Here is a 23,051-nt window from a genome sequence, read left to right on the forward strand (position 1 = left end):
CTATTCCGCTGCTTCGCCAGCCACGGTCTTCCGGTCGATTGTAGACAGCAAGAGACCTGAAATCTGCGAAACCGCAGGTTTTTCGACAATACCGTAGTGATCGGCATCCAGAAGGTGAAACGACGTCTTGCTGCCAAGCGATCTCGACCAGTTTCGCTGTTGCGCTGCCGGCTTCTCGAAGACGGCTCCTTTTAGTGAGCTCCCTTGCCTGGCAAGGAAAATTTGCGTCGGCACCGCGATCCTGCCAGGCCGCCACGAGCGCAAGAGGCCGATGTTGCGGATGCAGGCGCCGCGGACCTTCGCCACATAGTCTCCGTCAGGTGCGCCGACGGTTTCAGACCCTGAATGCGTTCTCGATACCGTCGCAAGCTCGCTGTCAAGAACCGCGTCGAGGCTGATTTCGTTTAGCGTTGCGAGGCCCCCGCCTTCGGGATGAGGAGGAGGGTCGATCATCCAAAGTCCGGCGATGTGCCTTCCTTCCTCCTCGAGCAGTCGAACCATTTCATGGGCGACACAGGCCCCGAATGACCAGCCGGCGAGGATCCATGCCCCGGCGAAAGGTTCGACAGCGGCCTGCAGTTCATCCAGATAGCAATTGGCCTTCTGCCTCAGGGTCTCGTGGATTTCGCCCGGAGAAATAAGAGAAGGATCCGAGATCACGCAGATGCCGGTCTCGCTCGGCAGGGCATTGGCCAAATCATGATAGCACTGGACATCGCCACCGACCGGATGCACGAAACAGACCATTGGACCGCCAGCGGGCCACCGCCAGATTTCCGCTTGCGGCAGCGGTTTCTCCGCCTTCGCCGCGCGAACCTCGCTGGAAAGCAGAGCGGCGATGTCGGAAATGCAGGACCGGGGTCCAATCGCTGCGATGTTGACGCGAATGCCTAGCTCTTTCTCCAGGCCCTCCAAAAGTTCGATCGTTGCAAGCGAATCCACTCCCAGGTCAGAAAGCAGATCCGCTTCCGTGACCGTTTCGCAGTCCAGCAATTGCTTCAGGTGCCGGACTACTGTGGCTGCCGAAGTTTCCTGCGTGTGTCTGGCGGATCTGCGGTCAGCTGAATTGACCGCGCCATAAAAGCGGCTCGCGGCCCTTTCAGGGTCAACCGTCGACACTAGCACCCGTGGGAGGCCCGATGTCACACATCTTCGGAACACATCACGTCCGTCGGCATTGGACAGTCCTACTGCAAGATGCTCGGTATGGGTCTTTCCGCCCACCGTCGAGCGAACCGCCATGCCTGCTTCGGACCAGATATCCCAGTTGATGGAAAGACGCTGAGTACCAACCCCGGTATCCGCGTCCATGACGGCAAGAGCATCGAGAACGGCATTGGTTGCCGCATAGTCGAATTGCCCAAGCCCCCCGAAATGCGCTGCCATCGAGGAGCAGTAGAGCGCGAATTGAGGGCTGAATTCCCCGATCAACTCCTCGCAGAATATCGCCGTTTCGATCTTCGGCGCTCGCAATTTTCTCTGCTCGGCGGCGTTCCGGTGTGCAAGCAAGGCGCCATGTCCCAGCCCGACCGCATGCACAATACCGGCCAGGGGTCCGGCTTCATCACGAAGTGCCTGCTTCACCTGCTGCCTGCCTTCCAGCGTAACCAGATCGGCGCGTAGTGTGCGGACGCGTCCTTCGTAACCTGCCATTTCCGGCATGACGTCGGTTGCAGATCGCCCGACCAGAAGGACCCTGGTGTTTGTCTGAGACAGGATTTCCAGCGCAAGGGAAGCACCAATGCCGCCTGTCCCACCAAGGACCAGATAGAGCCCGTCGGGAAACACGCTTGCCCCCCCAGAAGGGTTTTCCCTGGCCGGCATCATCCGCGCGGCAAAGAGTTTCCGCCCCCTGACTGCAAGCTTGTCCGTTCGATAAAGCTCCAGCAGGTGCGGCAATGCAGCCAGAAGGCCTGCCGACATCTCTTGATCGTCGACATCGATCCAAAGCGTGGAAAGACCGGTTTCCTGCCTGAAGACCGGAAGGACGGAGCCCAGCACACAAGCCGAGGTAAAGGGTTCGGAGCCGCTAACCGGTGCAGCGTTCCTGGAGAGCGCGACAAGACGAAGATCTGCCGGGCCGGCATTGGCCAGCTCCTGTCCGGTAGCAGCCAGACCGTCAACGCAAAGCTGTTCACCACGCAGGAGAGCCTGGCGGGTTCGCCCCGCCTCGACACCCAGGGCTCCGGCATGGACCCAGTCCACACCCTTTGCGTCCGGATATCGCTGCAAAAGACCCTTCAGAAACTCGCGCGCCTGACCGAAACCCACCGGCTCCTCCAGCGGCAACCATTCAACGGCTCCGTATGTGCTTTCCAGCAGCCGGACAGTTTGTTCCGGCAGGCGCTCAAGCGATTGGACGACCAGAATTCGGCCGGTGTTTTCATCACGGGAGCGGAGGCGTCCGGCCTCGATCCAGCATTCCTGGTACAACCAGTCTTCAGGGTCGCTGCGTTTTGCTGTTTCAGACGGTTCGACGATGGCTGGCTGGCCGTTCGTCTCAAGGAGGTTGAAGCGTCGGCATCCGAACGGATAGGCCGGGAAGTCATCCGGTGAAGGCCCAACCCCGTTCTCGATCCAGGGGCCCCCATTCAGCCAATCGGCCAGGTCAGGATCAACGGGAGCGGAAGGTTTTTCTCCCTTTTCGACTGACCTCAGGAAACCAATGGCGGTCTCGCAGTCGGGACAAAGGGCGGCGGTTCTGAAGGCAAGGTGACGTTGTCCCAGCCGGAGGTGCCGAAGAACCTGGGGCAATTGCCCCGGGTGTCGTTCGAGATAGTCGGCGATCAGTCCTGCCCATGACCGTAACACGGTTAAAGCAGCCGCGGACAGCAGAAGGACCGGACGGTCTGCCGTTTGCTCTTGTTTCACAGAAAGTGGCGGTGCGGCTCTCAGAACCGCATGCGCGTTGGTGCCGCCTATGCCGAAACTGGAGATGCCTGCGATCATGGGACGGTCCGAAGACCAGGGTTCTGCCTGCGCGACAACCCGGAACCCCAGCGCAGACAGGCTTGTTTCCCCGTTCTCCTCCGAGAAATGAAGACAGGGCGGCAGCATGCCGATGCGCATCGCCGAAATGGCCCGAATAACCCCGGCGAGACCGGCAGCCGCACCAAGATGGCCGATCTGACTCTTGAATGAGGTCAGCGGGACGACCGGATGCTCGCCACCATAGGCAATGGAAAGCCCCTTGATCTCTATCGGGTCTCCAAGGGCGGTTCCGGTTCCATGCGTCTCGACAAAGCCGATATCGGCAGCAGTCAAACCCGCTTGACGCATTGCCCGTTTGATCGCATCGGCCTGCCCTTCCGCAGACGGCGCCGCGTAACCCATCTTTGCACGGCCGTCATTGTTAATGGCGCTGCCGAGCAGAAGCGCATGCAGGCGACTTCCATCCTGCATGGCAACGGGAGCGGACTTCAGGACCACCGAACAGACGCCGCTCGCACCGATCGTGCCGGAGGCCAACCTGTCAAAGGGACGGCAGGTTCCGTCTCTGGAAAAAATGTGGTTCGGGCGATAGCGGTACCCGTCAGTCAGTGTCGGGTCCGCGAGGACCCCTGTCACGACAACGATGTCGCAGTCGCCGGACCGCACCGCCTGAGCCCCCAGATGCAAGGCGACGAGCGAACTTGAGCAGGCGGTCTGAACGCTGTAGGCCGGGCCGGTAAACCCCAGGCGGTAGGCAATCTTGCTCGCCAGGTAATCCTTGTCGTGATGCAGCGCCAACTGGAAGCCATCGGGCAGCCTCTTTCCGTCAACGTGCTTCAACACCTGCTGAAAATAGACATTCTCGCCAGCACTGGCGATTATCCCTATCTTTGCAACCGATCTATCCGGATCGACACCGGCATTGGCGAGTGCCTGGACAGCATTCAGCAGGGCATGACGCTGCTGCGGGTCCATCAGTGCAGCCTCCGCGTCCGAAATCCCGAAATAGCCGGGGTCGAAGTCCATCAGACCTTCTATCTGGCTGCGGACGGCAACGTGGTCGCCCCGGTCCTCACCGATCCGCTCGATGCCGCAGAGACCGCCACTGATCATGGCGCCAAGCTCATCCGTGGTGGCGGCGCCGGGAAGATTGAAGGCCATTCCGACAATGGCGACATCGGCTGACCGGGGCAGTTCCGGGGAATGGCCATCTGCTGCCGCAAACGCGCGGCCAACTGGCTCCCCACCTGCCAGCGCTGCCGCGACGGCCCTCGGAGTGGGATTGGAGAAAAGGTCCGTGACCGCAATGTTGCAACCAAGATGTTCGCCGAGCTTCTGCTTGATCCGGACCAGGTCCAAACTGGTTGCCCCGGCGTCGAAAAATGTCTGGCCGGCGGCGATACTGCGTCCAGTCACGACAGCGAAGCACGCCTGCACTTCAGCGACAATCGTGTTTGTTGCAGGCAGGTCCTCACCGGATTGCACCCTGAGGGGCTTCCAATCGGCCTGCTCCAGATTGCGACGGTCAATCTTGCCGCTCGGCGCGCGCGGCCATTCAGTCAATACCCGGTAACTGGACACCCGCACATGCGCCGGCAAGGTGACCCGAATGGCATTGTCAAGATCGGTTTCGCTCGCAATCCCGGGTTCACCGACGAAATATGCGCAGATCCGGCCCTCCCCGTTCGGCTGAACGATCGTGTTGTCATTGCCGGACGCGACGCGGAGAACATCCTCGATCTGCGCAAGTTCCACACGGTGCCCTGATATCTTTACTTGCGTATCGCTGCGGCCGGTCCAGGATAAACAGCCATCCGCATCCATGACGGCAAGATCGCCCGACCGGTACCAAAGCCAGGTCCTGGCTCCTGGCAGATCATCCCGGGAAACAAAGTGGAACGCATTGAGGTCAGCATTGCCGACGTAACACCGGCGGATCAGCTCTCCACCAATCCACAGATGTCCCTCCTGGCCAAAGGGAACGGCTTCCCCGGCATCGTTGAGGACAGCCAGGCCGAACCCCGGCACGGCCGTGCCGATCGGAACTGTGTCGGGCCAGTCTGTACTCGCGCCCTCCAAGCTATACGCAGAGACGACGTGCGTTTCGGTGGGACCGTACTGGTTGACAAGACGTGCTCGGGGGCTGCCGGCGAACCAGGCGCGGATCGCGCTGGTGCAGACCAGCTGTTCTCCGGCGACGATCACCTCACCAAGCTCTTCCGGAAATCGAGCGCTTGAACGGCCTTCCTCGGCAAGAATCTGCAAGGCCACATACGGCATGAAAATTCGCTCGACAGAATGGCGTTCGATATTGTCGAGAAGCGCCGACATATCGGTTCGCCACTCTGATTTCAGAAGGCAGAATATTCCTCCAAAACAAAGCGTTGAGAGTATTTCCTGGAAAGAAACATCGAACGACAACTTGGAAAACTGCTGTGTGGTTCTTGCGCCGCCACTGGACTTGTTCTGCCACGCGAGGAGGTTCCAGAGGAGATCCTCCCAGACCGCAACAGCCTTTGGGACGCCGGTCGAACCGGATGTGAACAGCATGTAGAAGGGCGCCCCGTCCTGTATGCGGGTTGCCTGGCTTTCCGGTTCCGGCAAAACGTCGTTCACATCGAAGAGCAGATGGTTTTGCGCTGAAAGTGCAGCATGCTCAGAAACATCATCGCGGGTGCCATCGTGAAGGATGACCGCCGGCCGGGCCTGTTCCAGCACCTGAAGTTGAAACGGGAGCGGATAGCTCATGTCGAGTGGTACGACTGTCAGTCCCAGTCGAGCCAGAGCCAGCAACGAAACAATATGTCCGGCACCCCCTGACATGGCTATCGCAACCCTGAGGGCGTCATCTCCACACCCGGCTATCCGCGGGTCATTGTGCAATGTCGCCGCAAGCCGGTTAGACCGCCGTAAGAGTTCCTCGTAACTGACTGTGCAGCCCGTTTCAGTCACGAGGGCACATGTCCCGGGCGACGCAGCAACAGCCGCGTCGAATGCATCAATGATACGGCTGCCGGTCGACGTGGAAACACCTCCCGCGGTCACGAGGATCGACCGGCTCGCGGACAGATGATCCAGTCGCGCCGTTTCGTCGCCCAGTGCCTGCAGCAACCCTTCAAAGACGTCCTGAATTTTCCGAAGAACTTGCCCGGATATCCGCGAAACTGCAGCTTCCCAATGGAAATCGACCGTGGCCCCGTGATCGAATGCGGTGACGAGAAGCGGGCACTTGGCTTCCGCATTACGAAGAAAATCTACGTCTGCCTTCGCCGAACCGAGTTTCAACGCATCATAATCGGTCGTTTCCAGAACAAAGAGAAAATCGAAATCGCCAGTTCCGACACTCTCGCGATAGACCGGATCAGTCAAGAGATCCTCGAGCAACACGCTGTCGTGCGCCATGATCCGCGCCGTGCGCCGTGCCTGATTGACGATTGCTTGCCCCGCATTGCCAGTCCGGACCGAGTGGCAGGGAAGCAGAACCGTGTTTGCAAACATGCCGACCCCCTCCAGCGCTCCCGAAGGAGCTCTGTTGGCAGCAGGCGTTGCCATAACGAAATGATCAAGTCCCAGGACGCATCCGAGTGAAAGTGCCAGTGCGCCTTGCAGAACCTGAAACCGCGTCAGCCCGTGCACCCTTGCAAAATCGGCCAGGTGGTCCGCGGCTTCGGCTGAAAGACGCGTTTGAAAGATCTCTGCACTTTCTCTGCCAGGACCGGGTTTCGCAGGAAGCCTGTCCCGTACGGGTCCTTCCTGACCGGTTGCGCCGCAAGCCGCCTCCAGCGATCTGCGGTAATCCTCGCCGCGTCGCCAGGCCCGTTGCCAGTTTCCGAAATCGAGACTGTCCATTCCCGCCGGCTCGAGAAGCATTTCGTTCCCGGTCGCGTAAAGAAGACTGAGATCCCGCAGCAATTCTGTCAGCGACCAACCGTCAATGACGATGTGGTGACAATGAATGAGCAAGGTCCCTCCGGTCCGGTCGGAAGGAACCCAGAAAACCCTGAAAAGATCCGGTCTGCCGAGATCGAAAGGAATGCGAAAGACTTCGTCTGCAACGTCTTGCCAACGGTCTCCTTCGCGAACCGAAAAGCCTGTATCAGGCCAGTCCTCCAGCACCTGACGAAGCTCACCGTCCTGCTCGCAGAACCGGACGCGCAACGACCGGTGCCGCTGGGCCAGCTTCCGGAACGCATCTTTGAGACGGCCTGGATCCACCTGCTCATCAAAGTGGAAGACCAGAGGCACGTCATAGGCTCGGCTCTGCGGATTGACTTGCTGAAATAGCCAAAGACGAAGCTGCTCGCTGCTGGCCGGGGCGCTGCTCAATGTTCCCCAGATGCGTTCGGGACCGGCCGTTTCCGAAGATGGAACAGCAAGCAGTTCAACAATTTCGGTCAGTGTCCGGTTCAGCAGGTCACCAGGTTGAATTCTTTTTCCAGACTGTCTTGAAATCCGGCTTGCGAGCCTCATTGCCGACAGCGAGTCCCCACCGCATTCAAGGAAAGTCCGTCCCTCGTCGACAGGGCGTTGCTCCAGGATCGTTTCGACGAGACGGAGCGCGTCGTCATGCGCCGACCCGGGTCTCATTGCGGTCGTGTCGATCTCGCCGACTGACCGGGCAGGCAGGTCGAGCAACGCCGCCTCGTCGATTTTCCCGTTTGCGTTCAGCGGAAAGCGGTCCACCAGGAGGCTTGCGTGCGGATGCATCTGTCTCGGCAGCGTTGCCGCGACCTGTTCCCGGTAGCGGACCTCGTCCAGGTCCTTGTCCGCGATCAGGAAGGCAAGGAGCTGAAGCGTACCCGAAGAGGATTTTCTGACGCAGACATGGACCCCTCGGATGCCTTGTAATTCGCAGAGCCTTGCCTCGACTTCACCTGGTTCCACCCGGAACCCGCGGATCTTGACCTGCCGGTCCATACGGCCGACGAAACGCACCAGACCATCCGCGTCGAGCTGGACCAGATCTCCGGTTCGATAGTAACGCCGCGTTTCCTCTCCGTCCTGAAGCACAACAAAGGCCCTGGCGGTCTCCTCGGGTCGATTGAGATACCCTCTTGCCAGACCGGAACCGCCAAGCAGCAGTTCGGCGATCTCTCCGGGATCCGCCGGATGTCCATCCGGCCGGCGCAATTTGACAACCGTTTCCGGTAACGGGCGGCCAATCGGCACGACCTCGCCCTGATGGTTTCGGGGAATGGGATAGCTCAGAGCGAATGTCGTGTGCTCGGTCGGACCGTAAACATTGTGGATCGTGCAGCGCGACTGTGGGTTGGCAGCGTACCAGGCCCGCACCTTGGCCGCATTGAGCTGTTCACCACCAATCAGGACCGTTTCCAGAGATGCAAAGCAGGTCGGCACTTCTTCGACAAGCAGGTTGAACAGCGCAACCGTCATGAAGAGGCGATCTATGCGAGCACTCTCGAGCCATCTGGCAAAACCGTCTGCATCGTCAGCAATGTCCATGGGAACGATGACACATGTTCCACCCGTCAGGAGCGGGGTCCAGACATCGAAGCTGATGGCATCGAAGGCCGTATTGGAGAGGCAGGCCGTCCGATCTCCTTTGGCCATGGGGACATAGCCCGGCTGCATAGCAAGCCTGAGCAGCCCGGCGGTCGTCACTTGAACGCCCTTCGGCATACCGGTGGAGCCTGACGTATAGAAAAGAAAAGCGGTCCTGTCTTCCGCCATTCCCCCGAACACAGGCACCTTATCGCCGGTGTCTTGCGACAAGAGCGTTTCCACATCCAGGACAGGCAAGTCTCCGGCCGATTGTGTTCGACAACTCCGCTTATGTCCCAGGATCGCGCGTGCAGAAGCATCGGCAAGCATACGCTGGGTCCGCTCCGGAGGACTTGCGAGGTCGAGCGGCATAAGCGTTAGACCAGCCCGAACGCCCGCGACCATGCTGACGACCAGCGGCCACCCACGCGGGAGCGCAAGCGCGATCACATCGCCCGGATTGAACCCGCGCCCGAGCAGGCTTTCGGCGAGCTTTCCGGCCTTCTCCCAGAGACTGGCATAGGTGAAGGTCGCATCACCGTCCGTGACCGCAATGCAGACCTCATGTTTGGCAAAACTGCTTTCTAGGAGATCCAGGAAACGCGAAGCTTCGCGTGTGTTTACGCCAGCTTCCATCATTCGGCTCCTTCCAGTTCCAGGAGCCTGAGGGGAACCTTTTCGTCAGCCCCTTCAAGAATGGATGCTTCCGTGAGCACGGCCTGACGCACGGTCTCCAGCTCTTCGGTTTCCAGCATGTCCCAGTGATCCCCCCGGACCAATCTCACGGACAGACCGCCCAGGGCGCGGCGCTTCCAGAAACGTCGTGTCTCATGGAGAGCCGGGCGCGGAAGATCGGAAACGGCCTGGATGAAAACGGTTCTTGCCTTGGTAGGGGGCACCTCATACTCGCGGACCGACAACCGGTTTTGGTTATAGACCGTGAAATACCGCTCGATCTGGCGATCCTCGATCCCCGGATAGGTGCCGTTGAAACGCACCAGCTTGGAGCGAAAGTCGTCCATGTCGACTTCACCGATGGACCGCCGGATCCGCTCGTCCTCTGTCCCCTGCGTGTCCAGAAGAACCACCGCAACATCCTCTTGCCCTCTCGCGGTGAGGCGCGCGCCCATTTCGTGAGCGACAAGACCGCCAAAGGAAAGACCAGTCAGGATCACGGGGCCGGCAAGATGAGGCGCAAGCCGCTCCAGATAGAGCTCGGCCATCTGCTCGACCGCTTGCAGGGGAGCTTCTCCATTGTTGAGGCCAACCGATTGCAACCCGATCACCCCCATGCTTTCCGGGAGAGAACGCGCCAGCGACAGATAACAAAAGGCCGTTCCGCCGGCTGGATGGATGCAAATCAGTTTCGGTCCCGGAACTCCCTTGCGAAATTCAATGAGGATATCGTCTGCCTGCCGGCCGGACGTGTTGTCCCGAACAAGGGTCGCCTGCGCTTCAATGGTCGGGTTTTGGAAGATCTCCCGGACAGGAATGTTCTTCTCGAAGCACTCCGATATGGCATGCGCCAGCTTAATTGCCGCTATCGAATTTCCCCCAAGGTCGAAAAACGTGTCCCTTATCCCGATATGCGGATGGGTCAGCACACGCTTCCAGATCTGATAGAGGATCAGTTCCGTTTGATCCCGTGGGTTTGTCTGATTGACTGCATTGGAACGGAACTTGCCGGCGAGCTCGCACAGGGCCTTCCGATCTGGTTTGCCGTTGGGCAAGCTCGGCAGGGTCTCGGGAAATAGGAACCGATGTGGCTGCATGTGGGAGGGAAGTTCGCGCGCGATCGCGGCTTGCAGCGTTTCCTCGTCGTCCTCGCTGCCCGGAACGAAGGCCGTCAGTTGCTCGTGCGCGGCAACGACCACTGCACCGAGCGCACCGGCCCGCTCCAGCGCGGCTTCGATCTCTCCGAGTTCGATCCGGAAACCGTTGAGCTTTACCTGAAAATCCCGTCGTCCTTCGAATGTCAGCAGTCCGTCATGGCTAACACGAACCAGGTCACCGGTTCGGTAGACCTTTTCGTCGATGGCCCACCGATCCGGGACAAAGGCTTCATCCGTGAGATCCTGGCGGTTCAAATAACCCAAACCGACCCCGGCGCCGCCAACAAGCAACTCCCCAGCCATGCCCGGCGCCACCAATCTGCCGAAGCTATCCACTACACGGACATGGGCACCATCAATCGGGCGACCGATTGGAATGCTGTCACCTGCCAGATCCTCTGCTTCGACCACATGCCAGGTCGAATCGACGGTTGTTTCCGTCGGCCCGTAGACATTGACGAGTTTGGCCTCCGGGAGCCTTGTCAGAACTGTCGACGCGAGCGCTCCGGTAAGCTGACCTCCCCCGCAAAAGACATAGCGCACAGAGGGACAGCTGCCGAGATCCAGTCTATCGGCGAAGAGCTGAAGCGTTGCCGGGACGAACTGAAGCGCGTCCACCTCGTGACGCGCAATCAGGTTCGCCAGGGACACCGGGTCGGCAGCCTGTTCCCCGGCTGCGATGACAAGAGTGTGTCCCGCACACAAGGGCCAGAACACTTCCCAGATGCCGGCGTCAAAGCTGAGACTGGTCCTTTGCAGGACCTTGGCTCCGTCCCGCAAGGGGAAGGCTCCGATGGTCCATCCGACAAGGTTCGACAGCCCGCCAACGCTCAGGCAGGCGCCCTTCGGGCGGCCGGACGACCCCGAGGTATAGATGACATAGGCCAGGTCTTGTTGTGCCGCCGGGCATGGACTTGCCTGAGCAGCACGTCGCCACTGCGCTGATGGACCGTCTATCCGTGCCACCTTGGCTCTCTCGCCGGTCGGAGACATTGCATTGTCCAGCGCCGGCAGGCCCAGTGAAGCCTCGCCCGCCTCGTCGGTCAGGATCAGCGCCGGTTTTGCATCTGCAATCATCCAGTGCAGCCGATCGGCGGGGTAGTCCGGATCGAGCATGAGCCAGCCGCATCCGTTCGCCAATGCCGCAAGCATCGCGGCGACCGTGTTTGCAGAACGGCGGGCACAGATACCGACAAGTCGCCCCTTCCCGATCCCTTCGGCCTGGAACCAGCCAGCCAATTGCGCCACCATCTCGGAAAGTTCTGCATAGGAAACCGAGGTTTCGCCCTCCTGGATGGCGACAGCTGCCGGCGACCTGTCCACCTGGGCCTGAAACCGGTCAAGCACTGCGACTTGCGGCTCGGCAGGTACCCTGCCCGCCCCCAAGTCCACAATCAGGCTGTGTTCCAGTTCTTTGCTGATGAACCGGGCTTCGGTGAGAGCGGTTCGAGGATTGTCAAGGAGCCAATCAAGAACGGTTTCATACTGTCCGGCCCAGCCTTCCACTGTTCGCCGGTCATAGAGGTCGCTACGGTATTCGAACCCCAGACGCAGCCGGTTTTCGGTCCGGAAGACCTCGATGGTCATCTCGTATTTCGCCGTGCCACTGTCCGTCGCGAGCCCCTCGACATCGACCCCCGTCAGCCTCAGGCGGCCCGGCGGCGTGTTCTGGTAGATGAGCATGGTTTGAAACAACGGCGAAAAAGCCTGGCTGCGTGGTGGGTTCACGGCCTCGACGACACGATCGAAGGGAACTTCGGCATTGTCCATGACTTCCAGCTGCTGCTCATAAAGACGCTGGCACAGGCCGGCGAAATTTTCCGTCCAATCAAGGCGGTGACGCAAGACGACCGTGTTGATGAAATGCCCGACCAGGTTTTCCAGCGAGGTGTCTTCCCGACCGGCGACCGGAGACCCGACAGGAATGTCCGTCTCGCCGCTGTTGAACGCCAGCACGCACATGTGCAGGCCCATGAAGACCGCGAAGGGCGTCACTCCGGTCTCACGGCAGAACCGGTCGAGTCTTTCGGCTATCCCTTCGTGCAGGTCCACCTGCAGATGGGCTCCCGGGTTGCCTTCAGCAGCAAGGTGCTTGCGGTCCGGCGTGAACCCGACACGAACGGGGCATTCCTTCAGACTGCTTTTCCAGAATTCCAGTTGCGGCAGGAACTCCTGCGCTTCCTCGCGCCGTTTCTGCAGCCGGGAAAAGTCACAATAGCTCCGCTCGAGCGGCGGCAGAGTGGATGGTCGTCCTTCTACGTCCGCCGAATACAGCTCGGCCAGTTCATTGAGGATCAGACCGATGGACCAGCCATCGGCCGCAATGTGATGAACAGTGAGAAGGAGCACGTGCTCGCGTGGCGCCAGTTCCAGCAGCCTTGCCCTGAAAGGAAGATCCGACGCAAGATCGAAGCCCTTGGCTGCTTCTTCCTGCAAGAGTTCCTCGAGTTTTTCAGGGCCGGCCTCAAGGCGGTCCAGCAGACCGGACCGGCTGGCCATGACATGTTGTTCCAACCCGTTTTCGCCAGACCGGAACAGAGTTCGCAAAGCTGTCTGCCGGCTGCAGAGCGCGTCGACGGCGCGAGCAAGCGCGGCAATGTCCAGATGCCCCGTCAGGCGGAGCGCCAACGGGTTGTTGTAGCTGGCATCGCCCGGCGAGAGCTGGTCCAGAAACCAGAGTTGCGTCTGACCGAAAGATGCCGGGGCAGTCTGTTCGGGGCGGGACAGGAGGAGCGTGATGAGCTCGGCCTTGTGACGGGACAGCTTGTCTTTCAGCGCTCCGGAGAGAACTCCCTTCGGAGCCTTTACCTTCAGGTCTTTGCCATCTGTGCTGAGCTGGACCTTCAGCTCTTCCAGTCGGGTGAGGAGTTCAAGGGCGGTCACAGGTCGAACTCCTCGTATTCTTCCACCGAGGTCAAGGACGGGTCGACGGCATCGTCTTCAAGGTCCTCGCGAAGTCCGCCCAGGAGCGAGTACATGGGCCTGTGTGCGCTCCCCAGCCCAAACAGGCGGACGACGAGTTCCGGTTCCGCATTTCCGATCCCGCACAGGCCGAGACGGTTCTTCGCAGCTGCATGGGCAAGTTCCTGTGCCATCTCGCCGGTCTCGATCAGGCAGAATGCCTCGCTTTGCTCCCCATAAAGAGGTTCTATCGCAGCCAGATCGGCCACCAGGAATATCGAGAATGCGGCTCCCTCGAATGTCGGCCGGTTGACGAAAAAGTCGTAGGCATCGGCTGTCAGCCGCTCCTGCCCGCTCAAAGTTACCAGGGCGCCGGCTTTGGGATCGAAATAGTAGGCTCCCTCAGCGCAGCCTTCGACCAACCCGTCCTTGACATAGAGATAGGTCTGAACCGGGTAGAGACCGCCCGCCGAGGCATATCGGTAACGAGGAGCAGCATCGTCGCCGTTTCGCGCGAGCGCACCAAGAAGCCCGGCAAGTGCCGCAAGCGGCACCGGTTCCCGCCGATACTCCCGCACGGACCGAAGTCTGCGGTAATCAGCCGTATCCGGTGCAATCGGAAGCGCAACCCTGCGGGCAGACGACGGCAATTTGCGCAAGCCCCGCTCTTCTTCCTTGAACGAGGACCTTGCGGCATGATCCTCGATAGGCCCCCCGCGGGATACCGCCTCACCAGCCGCCGCCTCGGGCATCGGACGGGCTTCCCGCCAGATTTCAAGAAGCGTCAAGAGCGTCGGCGCGCGCATGAAGCGGGCAAGAGGCGGGCGAACCCCGAGTTCGGAAGCAATTGCATTCGACATGCGGACGATGTCGATGGAGGTTGCCCCGAAAGCCAGAAGGTTGTCCGACGGTTTTACCGACCGGCCTCCCATAATCCCGGAGACGATCTCGCCGATACGCTCCTCCTCGGCCGAACCGTACTCACAGCTCAACGCAGGTGCTGGAGTGGTTTCGCGAATTTCAGGCAAACGGGCACGATCGACCTTCCCGTTTGATGACAGAGGCATATTCTCCAGCTGGATGATCGAGGATGGTACCTCGTAGCTCGGCAGGATGGTCTCAAGAAAGGTCTTGAATGCAATTTCATCGAAGCTGCCCGCATTCATGACCACATAACCTGCCAGCGTCTTTGCCGACATGTTATCTCCCCAGACCCGTGCCGCCGCAGCCCGCACACCAGGGTAGCGCTCCAGAGCTTTTTCGATTTCCCCCAGTTCGATCCTGTAGCCCTGAACCTTGACCTGCGTATCCGCCCGGCCAAGGAATTCTATGATCCCGTCTGGCCGATACCGGCCCAGATCCCCGGTACGGTAAAGTCTCTGGCCCGTGACCGGATGCAGGATGAAACTGCGCGCCGTGCGCTCGCGGTCCTTCCAGTAACCCAGCGCAAGACCGCGCCCACTGATGTAGATTTCACCTGTTGCCCAGGCCGGGCGTTCGCGCAGAGCGCTATCGAGGACATGCATCCCCTGCCCGCGAAGGGCCGTGCCATAGGGAATGCTGCTCCAGCTTGGGTCCAACTCGTCCACCGGGTGCGATATGGACCAGATCGAGGCTTCGGTGGCACCGCCGAGGCTCAACACCTTTGCGGAAGGGCAAAGGGTGCGGAACCGGTCCGGCAGGGTCAGCGGGATCCAGTCACCGGACAGCATGGCAAGGCGCAGGCTCTCCGGAATCGAGCGGCGTTCAGCCTCTGCGGTCTCCACAAACATGGAAAGAAGTGCCGGTACCGAGTTCCAGACCGTCACGCCGAAGCGGTCAGCCAGTTTCAGCCAATGGACCGGATCTCGTGCCAGATCGGCCTCCGGATAGACCACCGCTGCGCCTGCCGTGAGCGTCCCGAAAATGTCATAGACGGACAGGTCGAAACTCAGGGCGGACAAGGCGAAGACGCGGTCCGACGAAATCAGACCAATGCGGTCGTTGATGTCCAGGATCGTATTCACGGCTCCGCCGTGATCGATGACGACACCCTTCGGAACGCCGGTGGATCCGGACGTGAAGATGACATAGGCAACGTCGGTCTCCACACGCTCCACACGCTGAAAAGCAAAGGCACTTTCCTCCGGATCGGGCTGCACCTCGATAATCCGCATCCCGCCCGGCAGACCGATCTGAACCTTGGGCTGCACAAGGGCGATTTTCGCTCCGGTCTGATCGACGATGGACCTGATCCGTTCTGAAGGCAGCGACGGATCCATCGGCAGATAGGCGCCACCTGCGAAAAGGATTGCAAGCGCGGCAACAGCCTGTTCCCAACCAGGAGACATCGCGATGGCGACCAACTCGCCTGGTTCCAGGCCCTCTTGCTGCAAACGTCCCGCCAATGACCTGGCTTCCGCGGCCACCTGTGCGTAGGACATCGACCGATGTCCGGAGAGGATTGCCGGAAGATCCGGCGTCAGAGCCGCCTGCCGGTCGAACCTGTCGTGCAACAGGCCGAGCTCCTCCCGTTGCCAGGAGGCAGGTTCCGAAGGAAGCGGCTTGCGATCGGCGAGGACCTCGTTCCATCCCCCGTCTGCGGAAAGCCGGTCCAGAAGCTCCAGGTATTCCGCGAACATTGCCTCCATCAGCCCGTCCGGGAAAAGGTCGTCGATGCTGTCCCAGTTGAAGGCGAGGCAGCCGTCGATCTCGACGATCGTGTGATCGATCCAGACTTGCGGCGTCTGCGTGATCGTGTGCACCCGTTCGGCCTTCAGCTCCCTGGAAAACCCGAGTTCCACCGGATCGACATCGCCAGCGACAAGCGTCGAATTGAAAACCACCGGAAACGGCGCCTGCTGGCTTTGCCGGGCCTTTGCGAGTTCCCGTGTAATGCGGATCCCGCTCACCTTGGCATGGTCCATGTCCCGCCACAGGCGGGTTTGCACCTGCCGCGCGAATTCGGCGAAGGGAAGGTCATCTTCAACCTCGACCTCACACAGCACGACCGACGTGAAGTCGCCGATGACACGATTGATGTGAGGGTGGAGCGGCTGCCGGTTGAATAGCGGAAGCGACAAGGTGAACCGGGATGTCTTTGCATAACGGGCAAGAACTTCCGAGAAGACGGCCAGCAACATCCCTGAAGGCGAAAGCCCCCGCGAAGCCGCCTGTTTCTTCAAAGCCGACCATTCTTCTGCATCCACGACATGCTCACGCCGGGTGAACCTGGGTTTCGTAATGCTGTCGGGTTGCCTCAGAAGGGCAAGATCGGGCCCGGAGGCCAATGTGTCCAGCCGTTCGAGCCAATAGTCGAGGGAAGTCTTGTATTGGGGGGCGTCGCGCATAGCCCGTTCGGCGAGCACATAGTCCCGGAAGGTTACGTCGATCGGCGGGAGCCGGGCTTCAGGATCCCGATAGAGTGTGACCAGTTCATGCATGAAAATGTCACCGCTCGCCGCGTCGACGATCAGAGAATCCATGCTGAGATGAAGATGGAAAACGGTCTCGTCGACACGGGTCAGAACGAACTCGTAGAGGGGCCAACGGGTCGCATCATGCAGCTGGTGGGACATGCGTTCGCGCGTCTCTGCCAGTCTGGTCTCCCGATCTTCGCTCGAAAGGCCTGATACATCCACGATCTTAACGGTATAGTGCGGCACATCCTGGAGGATCTTCTGTGTCCCATCCTCGAGGAACACGACGCGAAGCATGTCATGACGGGCAATCAGGCGATTGAGCGCCGTCTCGAACCGCTCCGGATCAAGCCCGGTCAAACGTCTTTCGTCATAGGCATGGGCACTGACCCCGCCGAGGCCAATTCCCTCTGATCGACCGACCCAATAGGCTTCCTGAATGTCCGTGAGAGGGAACGGGCAATAGCGATTGTCAGGGTCTGCAACGATCGAAACGACATCCTCGGCACCCGGCGACGTTGCCCGTCGGGCATCGACGACTGCAGCCAAATCGGCCAGCGAGGGATGCTGAAAGATGTCGCTCAGCCCGATTTGGACCGCAAATACTGAACGAATATGGTGGATCAGCTTCGCCGCCAGGAGCGAGTGCCCCCCGAGGGAGAAGAACGTTTCTCGGCGTCCGGCACCGTTGACCTTGAGAATTTCTTCCCAGATCGCCGCAAGACGCTGCTCCGTTTCACCGACAGGTGGCTCGTGATCATTCGGCCGGCTTTCGACAACATCTTTTGCCAATGCCCGACGGTCGATCTTGCCGTTTGCCGTGATCGGAAAACTTGCCAGTTGCTGCCAGCGCAAGGGCATCATGTGCTCCGGCAATCGTTTGGCCAGAGCAAGCTTCAGATCTTCGAATTCGACTTGTCCGCGGACAAAAGCAACGAGTTCAAGATCGCCGCGAGGTGTCGGCTGCGCGATTACAGCAGCCTCCTCGACACCGGGAAGATCCAGTATAGAAGCTTCGACCTCACCGAGTTCCACCCGGAACCCGCGGATCTTTATCTGGTCATCCTGACGACCGACATATTCAATCGCCCCTTCTCGATTGAACCTGCCCAGATCTCCGGTGCGGTACATCTTGCGCCCCGGATCGTTCCCCCAGGGATCGTCGACGAACCGCTCCAGTGTCAGTGCCGGGTTGTTCCAATAACCGGCCGCCACGCATTCACCCGCAACGACGATTTCACCGATCGCCCCCTGCGGCAGCAACTCCAAATCTGGGCCAAGGATGTAGACCCGGGTGTTGGGCAGCGGACGACCGATTGGCGGGCGCGCCGGCCAATCGGCCATGTCGGCGATGTCGAGCACCTGCTCGGTCACCACGTGCGTCTCAGTGGGACCGTACTGGTTGCACAGCACCCGGCCGCCGCACCGCCGGGCAAAGGACGTGACCGCCTCTGTCGCAACAAGGGCCTCGCCGGCGGTGATGATCTCGCAAGCGCCTCCCAGAGGCTGTTCGAAGCCCGCGAGTTGCTGGAGTACGGCAAAAGGCAGAAACGCCCTGTCTATGCCGGCTTCCGAGAGAAACTTGCCGAGCTGCTCCATATCGCGGCGCATGTCCTCCTCGACAAGAACGAGGCAACCTCCTCCCGAAAGCGTGGTGTAGATTTCCTGGAAGGCAACATCGAAGTTAAGCGATGCAAATTGCAGCACACGAGCAGGATTCGGCCTTTTCTGCCGGTCTGTGTCAGTCTGCCAGCTGACGAGGTTGCACAGCATCCGATGGGTTTGGGAAACCCCTTTCGGCCAACCGGTGCTGCCAGACGTATAAAGGATGTAACACACGTCATCCGGACCACTCTCATGGGCGGGGACAGAAGACGGCTTCCGGCTTTTCTCAAGGGTTTCCGGGTGGATGACCGCCTGTCCGGCGTTCGGCATCCCGGGCGTGTCGCCTTCACGGGCAATCCATACCCTCGGCTCGGCGTCCTTCAGGATGAAGGCACGGCGATCGGCCGGATAGGCCGGATCCACCGGCACGCAGACCGCACCAACACGGGCCGTTGCCAGCACGCCTGCGACCATGTCAAAGGAACGGTCAAGGCTGATCGCAACCCGGTCTCCAGGTTCAACACCGGACTGCTGCATCGCCCAGGCGATGCGCTCCGCGTTTTCCAGAAGGCCGGCATAGTCCAGTCGATCGCCGCTGAACTCGAGAGCCGGCGCATTCGGCGTCTTTCTGGCCTGGTTCTCGAAGCGATGCCAGAGCGGTACCCCGGAGTAGTCCACGCGAGCGCCACTTGAGAGGCTTGTCAGAATCCTGCTTCGATCCACGTCGCCCAGAAAATCGATTTCCGCCAATGCGATACCGGGTGTCCGGCGGACCTGCTCCAGCAGTCGTTCCAACACCTTAAGAAGCCGGAATGCCGTATCGTCCTCAAACAGCGCAGTGGAGTATTCAAGGCTTCCTCGAATGCCGTCGGCTGTTCCATGCAGTCCGAGCAACATGTCGAATTTGGCTGACCGACGCTCATGCGGCAGCAATTCCACGCTGAGACCCGGCATCGCAGGCGGCTCTTCGACGTCCCCTTCCCAGGCCAGCATCACCTGGAACAACGGGCTGAAGCTTGCCGATCTTTGAGGGTTCAGGACACGAACGATTTCTTCGAACGGAATATGCTGGTTGTCCTGCGCTTCGAGGAACCTTTCCCGCACTTGCGCTACGAGTTCGTCAAAACCGGAGGCCTCCGAAAGGTCGACACGCAGCGCAAGTGTATTGACGAAGAAACCGATCAGGTTCTGCGTTTCGGACTTTTGCCGATTGGCATTGGGAATACCCAGAACGAGGTCACTTTGCCCGGCAAACCTGCCGACGACCAGCGCCAGCCCTGCCAGCAGCACCGTGAAGACGGTGGTATCGCACTGCTTGGCCACTGAGTTCAGGCCGGCGGTCAGCTCTTTGCCGAAGGAAACCGGAAGCGCTCTTCCCTTGTAGTCCCGATTGCCTGAGCGCGGCTGGTCCGGTGGTGGCGTCGAGGTGGGCGGCGCATCACCCAACCTTTCCTTCCAGTATTCCAACTGGCCAGCAAAAGCACCGGACTGGAGACAGCGATTCTGCCACGCGGCATAATCCGCATAGGTGGCGGACGGTTCCCGAACGTCCAGAACCTCCCCTGCCCGGACTTGAGCATAATAGCTCGCCAGTTCCCGCCACAGCTCGCCGATGGACCATCCATCAGCCGCGATATGATGGATCGTGAGCAGCAATTCGTGGCAGCTCATGGAGCGCTTCAGCAAAGTCGCCCTGATCGGAAGGTCGCGTTCCAGATCAATTGGTCTCGCGAGTTCAAGCTCCCGTAGCCTTTCAATCTCGTCTGTATCGGCACCGGTCATGTCCTGGACCGAAAGGGAGAGTGTCGTATCCGGTGGCAGAATTTTCTGAACCGGTTCCCCTTCATCTTCGGCGATCAGCGTCCGCAGCGGTTCATGGCGTTTCAGGACTGCATTCAATGCCGTCTGCAGCGCCGCTGCGTCCAGCTCTCCGGTAAGGTGCAGGAACAACGGCATGTTATAGGCCGCGTTCGCGTTACCTTCCCTGGTCGCAAGCCAGAGCTGGCGTTGCGAGGGAGACAACTCGAGTGGCTGCGACCGATCGGCCGGCTCCATGTCCGGCAGAGTATCCGGGTTGCTCTCCTCCAGAGCACTGGCGAATTCGCTCAGGCAAGGCTTGCGGAAAAGCTCGACTGCCCGAATGTCCCGCTTGAGGATTTCGGTAAGCCGAAGAGCAACCCGCACCGCAGGCATTGAATGACCGCCAATGTCAAAGAACCTGTCGTTACGCCCGATGCGGGCGATCCCAAGGATCTCTGCCCAGACGGATGCGGCCAGCTTTTCCATATCGGACCGCGGGGCCTCGAACGCTGGGTCTTCCGCGTCGCTCGAAGAAGGCAAATCCAGGGCTTCCCGGTCAATCTTGCCGTTTGCAGTCAAGGGAAAACGCGACAGGGACAGGATCCGGGACGGCACAAGATAGGCCGGGAGGTCCGAGAGCAGTGCTGTCTTCAGCTTTTCCGGTGAAACGGCATCATCGGTGAAAGCAACCAGACACCCGGAACGTTCGACAACGACGGCGGTACCGGCACCGGCGCGCAGCAAAGCAGCCTCAACTTCGCCGGGTTCGATACGGTGTCCGGACACTTTCACCTGATTGTCGGCCCGCCCAAGAAATTCCACGTCGCCGTCTTCCGTGAGACGCACGCGATCACCGGTTCGGTACATCCGTCCGAGGCCACACAGATCCAGTTCCACGAACCGTTCAGCCGTCAATTCCGGCCGGTTCAGATACCCTCTCGCGACACCCGCACCGCCGACATAGAGCTCCCCCACCTCGCCTTTGGCGACCGGATCGCCCCGCTCATCCAGAATGGCCGCGCACATTCCTGGCAACGGTCGGCCGAGCGACAGGCGGTCTATTGCCTCCGGACTGGTCGGAAGAACAGACACAAGACTGTCAATCGTTGCTTCCGTCAGGCCATAGGCATGCAGCAACCTCGCGTCAGAAACGCACAAGCTCCGCAAACGGGTGGCGGACTGGGCACTCCACCGGTCCGAACCACACACAACGGTTTCGAAATGGCCGAAACATTCTTCGTCCCCCCACCGGGACTGCATCAGCATGTCGAGGGTCGCAGGCACGAAGTCGGCGAAATTCGTCCGTTCTTTCCTGATAAGCGCCGCCAATTCTTGCGGATCGAGCAGGCTTTCCCTTCCAGCTAGAACCAGTTTACCGCCAAAGCAGAGGCTTCGAATGACATCGGCGGTGAAAACGTCGAACGCAGCGGACGCCATCTGCAGAACCGTTGTTTGCGGCCCGAGATTGAGACCCTGATGCCAGGCATCGACGACAGCGGAAAGGTTACGGTGTTCAACGACAACGCCTTTAGGCGTGCCGGTGCTGCCCGACGTGTAGATGACAAGGGCTGCGGCGCTTTCAGAGACGCCCTCGCCGGCTTGCGCCAATCTTTCTTTCGGCAGGCCCCGGCTTTGTTCTAGAAGATCCGACACGGACGCAACCGTTTCGCCCGCAAAGAACTCCGTTCTCTCGTCCAGGCACACGATGACCTGCGGCGCGGCGTCCTTGCAGATCGCCTCGAGACGGGCCTGTCCGCCTTCAGGGTCCACCGGCAGATAGGCTCCACCTGCTTTGAGCGTTGCCAAGATGTACGTAACGAGCTCGAGACTCCGGGGGATCGCGAGCATCACGATCCGGTCCGTACCGACCCCGCGCCGAACAAGCACGCGTGCGAGCTGGTTGGAAGCCTCATCCAGTTCCCGATAGGTCATGCATCTGTCGCCATCGACAAGCGCGACAGAAGTCGGAGTTTGGCTGGACCGCTCCTCGAAGTGATGGTGAATTGCCTTGCCTTCGGGCGACGCAAGAGGGGCTCCCATGAGGATTGCTGACGAAAGATCCTTTGCGGTGGAATGTTGCCCTGCCTTCGACACGATGTCCGAAACCGGGATGTCGGAGCCGGTCTCGACCTGGCGAGCAAGATTGAGGCAAATATCGACGAGAATTGCGGCGATCTGGGAGGACTGTTTCCCGCCGCTCGCGGTCACAGCGATCCGCACATAACCGCCGGCATCGTCGACATCGACGGAAAGCGGGAAGTTGGATCGTTCCTGGCAGGACAGCTCTTCCACATCTGGCAGAACACGTCCCGATTGATCGCCATCCGCCATCGGATCGCGATGACGATAGTTGAGCAGGGCATTGAACAGCATCTTCGGGGCCTTGATGCCGCTGAGCTGTTGAATGAACGGGATCGAGGTATTTTCGAACCTGATCAGGCCGTTGAGTTCACCCTGCACATGGTTGAGAAATGCGCGCGGAGCCAGGTCAGGGCGGCCATGACTGAATGGCAACGTATTGATGAAAGGGCCGAGAACACGTTCGGCACCTGCTCCAGCGTTCATCCGCCCCGTCATGACCGAGCCGAAGGTAACTTCTTCGCGGCCGCTGCCCTTCATCATCAGCAGCGTCATAGCCGCATGGGCAAATGCGGCCAACGACACACCGGCCGCACTCGCCGCCCTTCTGAGAAGGGCAAGGGACCCGTCCCGGAGAAACACGGTATGGGCATGGGTCATCTTAAGCGCTTCGACCGACACGTCGCATCCGAAGGCAACCGTGGGCTCCGTTAGTTGCCCCAGCCGAGCTCCAAAGTATGCCGCCGCCTCAGGCGTTTCCATTTGTTCGCGCATGGCAAGCAGGTAGGGCCGGAATGGCACCGGTTCAGGCAGCTCAGCGACTTTCCCCCGCATGACCTGCGCGACTTCGAAGTCAAGCTGTTTCAGCGAGGTATTGTCGTCGATGATATGGTGGAAGACATTCAGCACCACATGGGCGCCATCGACATCCCGCGCATGGTAAAGCTTGAACAACGGCGGTTTTGACAGGTCGAAGCGAAAAGTTTCGAGCCCGAGGATCTTC

At 60.1% G+C, this 23,051-nt stretch carries 3 protein-coding genes (1 of these 3 only partly in view); all 3 read right to left on the bottom strand.

All coding sequences use genetic code 11. The features are described from left to right. Tightly spaced (each overlapping or abutting the next), the 3 genes in view from ACO6TG_RS08455 to ACO6TG_RS08465 form a layout consistent with a single transcriptional unit that may run on beyond the window. Positions 1-9,069, bottom strand: a complete 9,069-nt coding sequence (locus ACO6TG_RS08455) for an amino acid adenylation domain-containing protein (protein ID WP_422377765.1) — start codon at positions 9,067-9,069, stop codon at positions 1-3. Continuing rightward, positions 9,069-13,148, bottom strand: a complete 4,080-nt coding sequence (locus tag ACO6TG_RS08460; protein ID WP_422377766.1) for an amino acid adenylation domain-containing protein — start codon at positions 13,146-13,148, stop codon at positions 9,069-9,071. The genes ACO6TG_RS08455 and ACO6TG_RS08460 overlap by 1 nt, the downstream gene beginning before the upstream one ends. Then, on the bottom strand, positions 13,145-23,051 hold the 3' portion of the coding sequence (locus ACO6TG_RS08465) for an amino acid adenylation domain-containing protein (RefSeq protein ID WP_422377767.1). It continues 5,669 nt past the right edge of the window; only the last 9,907 of its 15,576 coding nucleotides appear in the window; its start codon lies off the right edge, out of view; its stop codon occupies positions 13,145-13,147. The genes ACO6TG_RS08460 and ACO6TG_RS08465 overlap by 4 nt, the downstream gene beginning before the upstream one ends.

The sequence above is a fragment of the Roseibium sp. genome (assembly GCF_965233565.1).
Classification (GTDB): domain Bacteria; phylum Pseudomonadota; class Alphaproteobacteria; order Rhizobiales; family Stappiaceae; genus Roseibium.

What these genes read in the sequence shown, in the direction of transcription:
- ACO6TG_RS08455 (WP_422377765.1), bottom strand. Translation starts at nt 9,069, where the DNA reads ATGGAAGCTGGCGTAAACACACGCGAAGCTTCGCGTTTCCTGGATCTC.